This window comes from Nitrospirota bacterium (genome assembly GCA_016214385.1).
Lineage (GTDB): Bacteria > Nitrospirota > Thermodesulfovibrionia > UBA6902 > JACROP01 > JACROP01.
Genome location: JACROP010000094.1, coordinates 1 through 5945, shown reverse-complemented (window position 1 = coordinate 5945; position 5945 = coordinate 1). Strand labels below are relative to the sequence as shown.

Sequence of the window (5945 nt, the reverse complement as noted above, 5' to 3'; positions counted from 1 at the left end):
TTAAACATTTCTACACTGCGGGTTCAAGTTTGTAACTCAGTTACGAGTCGCAACGACTTGAACCCGAATGTTTTATATTTCATAAAAGTACTGGCTCAACAACAATTTCATTGTAAGGATTTGCATGAATGTAATTTTCAAACTTAAGGGTTCAATTTGCAAAATTGAACCCGCAGGTGTAAGTATCCTCAGGCAGGTCGGAGACTCGACTATACGAGAATGATTAAAACCTAAGTTGAGCGATTTTTGTTTGGATATATTCTCTATTGACAGGCGAGACGCCTGTCCTACTGGTAACAATGGCATCACTCATCAACATCTCTTCCAGGAAAGTCAGGCATTAGCACTTACCTTATTCTGCCTTTGATGTTAGAAATCTTTTAAAGATATTTATATCTTCTTCAAAGTGCTGAAATGAATCCAATCCTGTGGATGCAAGCTCTATAATCCTTTTAGATGACAACAGGTAAAGATAAATGTTTCTGAATTTATGCCTGTATGTTCTCATCTCATCGAGAAGCCTGAATGTATCAATGGATATTATAGGGGGTCTTATACCTTCAATCGTGTTTAATGCCCTTTTTAAAAGCATGAGATGATAGTCTTTCCCCAGAGGGATATCTCCATCTATCGCCCTTACTATCCTTTCAATAATGTTTTCATACCCTGAGTAAAGGGAATGCAAAGAGCCTGCAATAGCCTTTGTATGTGAGTCTATATTTTCCGGATCCTTTTCATTTTTAAGCCTTGAGAGTTTCCTCGTAATACTTTCAACCTCTTTTTTAAGAAGTTTCATATCGGCATCTATATCAGCAATTAACGACTCCATAATATTCCTTCCTTTTTAATCTTTTCCCTGATTTCGGGTCTCAAATCATCCTCAAGAAATACAACATCAAAAGGCATCCCCTTGAATATTTCTTCAAGTCTTACGGTAACAGAACTCCGTTTATCTTCAGAAATTCCCTTTATTGCAATGTCAACATCAGAATGCTCATTAAACTCTAATGGCCTCAATACAGAGCCAAAGACATAAACACCCTCTGCCCCTTCGCCATAAAGCATTCTTCCTGCCTCTTTAAGCCTCTTTAATGCATTCTGCCTGAGGCTTTCTTTTAGCTCTTTCCTTCTTTTTGAAAGTATGGTTTCTGCCATTTAATCCCCTCTTTAATTATCCCATCCCTTAATCTATGCCCTTCAAGCTGAATTACATCAACATCTCTTCCAAGAAAGTCGGACAAAAATGACATTGTCTTAAAAAAATACTCATCCTTAAGCCCATCAAAGGCTATATCTATGTCTGATTCCTCTGAAAATGATGGCCTCAGAATTGAGCCAAAGACATAGGCATCTTTAAAATAAATTATTTTTGAAAGCTCTGACAGGGCAGCCTTGATCTTTTTGAGCATCTCGATTCTGAGGTTCTCTGTTTGCTCTTTTTTTCTCTTTCTGTATTCATCAAGCAGTGCTGTCTTCTGCATTTAAACCACCTTCTACTTCACTTAAAAATCTCATTGTCTCACTGTTATACAATGCCCTCTTTAGTTTCTCATACCTCAATTCATGGGCATAGGCATGTCTGCCTTCTAATTTTCAGCCTGATATAATAAAAATTATGGCAAATAGACTCTATGAAGTCAAACAATTTTATTTTATATGTTACGGAAATATCATTTGTGCACTATTTGTAAAAATCATAATTGCACATGTTAAGTGGTAGCGTAAAATCTTCTGTGTAAATTTGAATCTAAAAAAGGAAGGGTGTATTCTCCATAAGTTTCGGCAAAAACTTTTAAAGGAGGAATACACCCATGTCAGTAAAAGAAATAACGAATTTAACGGTAACAGATTTATTCAGAGAATACAAGAGGAGTTTCAAAGAATATTGGCAAGATCACGATGAAACGGTGAAAGCATTCAGGAAGAAGCTTATAGAGGGATCATTGGAAGCGGAGAGAGAGATGTTGATAAGTTGCAAGCCGTATGAGCGGCGCACTGGCCGCAAGGACTACCGAAACGGTTATTGGGACAGATGGATAATCTTAAAAGATGGGCGGCTTCAGATAAAGATGCCGAGGATACGTGGCGGAGGTTATGACAGCAATATAATACCTCGTTACCGGCAAAGGATAGATGAAGTGGATGCTGCATTGATGAAGATATTTTTATATGGAGCATCAACTCGACTTGCGGGAGAAGCATTAAAACCGCTTCTTGGAGAAGGGGTGAGTGCACAGACCATATCTAATATAGCCAGGAGTCTTGATGAAGGAGTAGAGAAATACCATAAACGTAAGATAGAAGATCGGTATCTTTATCTGTTCTTGGATGGGATCGTATTAAAGACAAAGACAGGATTTGGCTCAAAGAAAAAAACAGTGCTTGTGGCATACGGCATAACGGTACAAGGCAAAAGGGAATTGATAGACTTTATGGTAACAAGCCATGAGAGCGCAAGGAGGTGGGAGGGCTTTCTGAACAATCTCTATAATCGTGGGCTTACAGGTGAGATGCTGGGGTTAATCATCACTGATGGCAATGCAGGGCTTGAAAATGCTGTTGACTATGTTTATCCGAAAGTGAAAAGGCAGAGGTGCTGGGCGCACAAACTAAGGAACGTATCTAATTACCTGAGAAAAAAGGATCAGGACAAATGCATAAAGGAAGCCCGAGCCATCTACAATGCCAAAAACAGGCAAGAGGCTGTAGAGGCATACAATAAATGGACAAAGAAGTGGAGATCTGTCTGCCCCAAGGCAGTAAAATGTATTGAGAAGGATATGGAAGAACTGCTGAACTTCTACTCATGCCCCAAGGAAATACGGATTAAAGTAAGAACTACAAACGTAATAGAAAGGGCATTCAGAGAGGTCAGAAGAAGAACGCGACCTATGAGCTGTTTTAATAACACTCAAAGTATTGAGAGGATTGTTTATGCAGTATTAAGTCACTTAAACGATAAATGGAGAATTAAACCCTTAAAAGAATTTACACAAATGTCTTGACACTACCCCTGATACTGGCATGCTTGCTTTGTACTTTATAAAGTGTATAATTTAGGTTTGACCCCTTTCCTTATAGGTTCTAAGGAAGGACTGGCTAAAGAACTCAGGGATATGATTGCAGATGAGACCTTTACGCTCGTGACTTCAAAAGAGATTATGGCCGAGCTTTACAGGGTGATCCATTATCCCCGGATTCTCAAGCAGTTCAAACCGTCAAAAGAAGATATCGATGAGTTTATCGGTATGGTGATGGAAAAGGCTTTGATTGTCAGGGGCAGCTATAGCATAAAGAAGATTGCTGATGATCCTACTGATGATATGTTCCTTGCCTGTGCGATGGAAGCAAAGGCCGATTACATCGTCTCCCGTGACCCGCACTTAAGAAACCTCAAGCACTTCCACGGCGTCAAGATCATCGATGTCAAGGCGTTTATGGAGAGGGTGAGGAGAGGATCATGACTATAAACTCCCACCTAGAGCAAGATCAAAATTCACTGCAATAATTAAGGCAATGTATCCAAATAAAAAGGTAATTGAACTACACAGAATGACGATCAAGAAATAGCGCAAATAATTTTTCTTCACGCTCATAAATAAATCTCTGTTTACATACAACGAGGTCAGAAAGAAAACAACAAGTGAAGCTTTGTATATGTAACCAAAGATAAAAATGTTCCCTGATTTCTCAGCAATGAGGACGCTTAACAATAATACACTCAAAAATACAAGAGCGACTTTTATATTCTTGGACAGTTCCTTCCTCATAAAAAAATGCCAATTATCCTAATTCACTTAGGGCACGGGTCACAAGGTGGACCAAGTCTTCCCCCTGGAGCACCTGGGTTTTTCAGTCCAGTACCTTTTATGCAGTCATCTACAGCCTCATGACAATCATTTACAGGTGGTAACCATATTCCTTTATCCGCCGTATCTTTACAGCATTTCATAGTTTTATCTTCCAAGCCATCACTACCTTCTACTTTTCTACAACTATCCCCTCCGTTCGGGCCTTTTTCTTTCTGTTGAAATATACTGTATAGCTCTGGTTAATGCCCTGAAGTATCTTTGAAAGGGGCGTTTTCCGGGTTTCAATCAGAAGATGCACGTGGTTATTCATTAGGACATATACATAGAGGTAATATCCGTATTGGGTTTTATATCTGGAGAGCGTATCGAGATATTGCAGGAAGTCGGCGTTGTCTTTGAATATCTTCTGCCTTTGGTTGCCTCTTGTTATGATGTGATAAAAAGCGCCTTCGAATTCTATACGGGGTTTCCTTGCCACAGGAAAAGAATAGCAATATCAATGTTAAATGTCAATAGTCAAGAATGCTATAACAAAGAAAAGCATTAAACAGGTGACCCTTAACCTGATAGGATAAAGTTGAATCGCCAGAAACAACTAACCTAAAGGGGGGCCACCATGATAATTAGTAAAACAGAAAGAGGGCGTATCGTCAACATAGGAGAAATGTTAGTGGGAATCGACATTGCCAAACAAACCCATTTTGCAAGAATACTGTTGGAGGATGGCAGAGAATCAAAGCCATTCTGTTTCCAAAACACAAGGGAAGGATTTGAAGCATTGTTGAGTTGGCTGATACTGAATAAAGAGCGGGCGGGCTGCAGTTCAATAATAGTCGGCCTTGAATCCACCGGGCATTATTGGGAAGCATTAGCTTCTTTTCTGGATGGCAGACATAGCATAAGGTTGGTTCAGGTAAATCCAAAATATGTAAAGAAGACAAAGGAGCTTTATGATAACAGTCCGGGCAAGACTGACAGTAAAGACGCAGGGATAATCGCCATGTTAATTCGGATGGGCAAATTCCAGAGGCTTATACTACCAAGAGGACATTTTGCCGATCTTCGCTGTTATTCAAAACTTCGGGAGCAGAAAGTTGTAGAACTTGGTGTACAAAGAAATATCCTGCACAGTCTTGTTGATACAGTTTTTCCGGAATATGGAAGTATTTTCAAAAAACTTGAGAGCAAGACTTCACTATATATATTGAAGAACTTTACTACACCTGAGAGGATTATAGGGACAAATATAAAGAAGTTAATATCTGTACTGCGTACCGCAAGTCATGGCCAACATTCACATGCTTATGCTGAAAGACTTCGTTCTGCTGCTTCCACCACAATCGGCCTAAGAGAAGGAATTGAAGCTGCGGCATACGCAATAAGAAGCTCGGTCGCTACGATAGAGAATATCCAAAAGGAAATATCAGTCATTGAAAAAGAACTGCTGTGTTTATTGCATAAGATACCCTATGCAGGACAATTACTGTCAATACCGGGAATCGGGCCTATCTCGCTGGCGATAGTTTTAGGAGAAGCCGGCGATCTGCATCGTTACCAGAAGGCGGAAGAGCTCATAAAGCTTGCTGGTTTGAATCTTTTTGAGATCAGTTCCGGTAAACATCAGGGGCAGAAACATATAACAAAGCGTGGGCGGCCATTGCTCCGCAAATGTTTATTTTTTGCCGCTTTGAGGACAGTGAAGACCGGAGGAGCATTTAGAGAAGACTATCTCAGACATACTAAAAACAATCAGATGCATAAGACAAAGGCTTTGGTAGCAATATCGAGGAAACTTCTCCGTGTTCTATTTGCCTTGGTAAGAGACGGAGTTCAATACAATCAACGGAAAATGGAGTTGCTTGCAGCATAATGAAAAACAATAAAGTTGGTAGGGGGATAACCGGGGTCAGGTCCGAGGCGGCTATGTCCGACCTCCATTTCAAGAACTCGTTACCCCCTGCTCTTTCTGATCTCCGATTAAGCATTGTCAGGGCTATTGACCCTCGAATTACCAGCATCGGGACGAAAGACTTTACGGCAGGGCTACCTTACCAACTAAAAGGATATGATCGTATAAGAAAGGCAGACGAACTTTAACAAAAACAGGATTAAGGGCTTGACTTAGTTAAACCA

The 5945-nt window shown here is 40.1% G+C and carries 7 protein-coding genes; 3 read left to right on the top strand and 4 right to left on the bottom strand.

Annotated features, from left to right (window positions below; translation table 11 throughout):
• Window positions 1-352: 352 nt before the first annotated feature.
• The 3 genes from HZC12_05860 to HZC12_05850 are packed head-to-tail and all read right to left on the bottom strand — an operon-like array spanning window position 353 to window position 1481.
• On the bottom strand, window positions 353-829 hold the full coding sequence (locus tag HZC12_05860) for a hypothetical protein (GenBank protein MBI5026243.1): 477 nt from the start codon (window positions 827-829) through the stop codon (window positions 353-355).
• Window positions 817-1155 carry a nucleotidyltransferase domain-containing protein gene (locus HZC12_05855; GenBank protein MBI5026242.1) on the bottom strand — a complete coding sequence of 113 codons (339 nt, stop codon included), beginning with the start codon at window positions 1153-1155 and terminating at the stop codon, window positions 817-819. Before HZC12_05855 ends, HZC12_05860 begins: the two co-directional genes overlap by 13 nt.
• Complete coding sequence (locus tag HZC12_05850; protein MBI5026241.1) at window positions 1116-1481, bottom strand: nucleotidyltransferase domain-containing protein; 366 nt, start codon at window positions 1479-1481, stop codon at window positions 1116-1118. Before HZC12_05850 ends, HZC12_05855 begins: the two co-directional genes overlap by 40 nt.
• Window positions 1482-1811: 330 nt before the next feature.
• Between HZC12_05850 and HZC12_05845 the strand changes: the two genes are divergently transcribed.
• On the top strand, window positions 1812-3005 hold the full coding sequence (locus tag HZC12_05845; protein MBI5026240.1) for an IS256 family transposase: 1194 nt from the start codon (window positions 1812-1814) through the stop codon (window positions 3003-3005).
• Window positions 3006-3047: 42 nt separating this feature from the next.
• Window positions 3048-3464: a putative toxin-antitoxin system toxin component, PIN family gene (locus HZC12_05840; protein ID MBI5026239.1), complete on the top strand. Its 417-nt coding sequence runs from the start codon at window positions 3048-3050 to the stop codon at window positions 3462-3464.
• Window positions 3465-3981: 517 nt separating this feature from the next.
• On the opposite strand, the gene HZC12_05835 is transcribed toward HZC12_05840, so the two are convergent.
• Complete coding sequence (locus HZC12_05835; GenBank protein MBI5026238.1) at window positions 3982-4290, bottom strand: transposase; 309 nt, start codon at window positions 4288-4290, stop codon at window positions 3982-3984.
• 138 nt (window positions 4291-4428) lie between these two features.
• Between HZC12_05835 and HZC12_05830 the strand changes: the two genes are divergently transcribed.
• Window positions 4429-5682, top strand: a complete 1254-nt coding sequence (locus HZC12_05830; GenBank protein ID MBI5026237.1) for an IS110 family transposase — start codon at window positions 4429-4431, stop codon at window positions 5680-5682.
• The last annotated feature ends 263 nt before the right edge of the window (window positions 5683-5945 follow it).

Coding starts and splice junctions, on each gene's coding strand:
- HZC12_05860 (MBI5026243.1), bottom strand. CDS start 829: ATGGAGTCGTTAATTGCTGATATAGATGCCGATATGAAACTTCTTAAA.
- HZC12_05855 (MBI5026242.1), bottom strand. CDS start 1,155: ATGGCAGAAACCATACTTTCAAAAAGAAGGAAAGAGCTAAAAGAAAGC.
- HZC12_05850 (MBI5026241.1), bottom strand. CDS start 1,481: ATGCAGAAGACAGCACTGCTTGATGAATACAGAAAGAGAAAAAAAGAG.
- HZC12_05845 (MBI5026240.1), top strand. CDS start 1,812: ATGTCAGTAAAAGAAATAACGAATTTAACGGTAACAGATTTATTCAGA.
- HZC12_05830 (MBI5026237.1), top strand. CDS start 4,429: ATGATAATTAGTAAAACAGAAAGAGGGCGTATCGTCAACATAGGAGAA.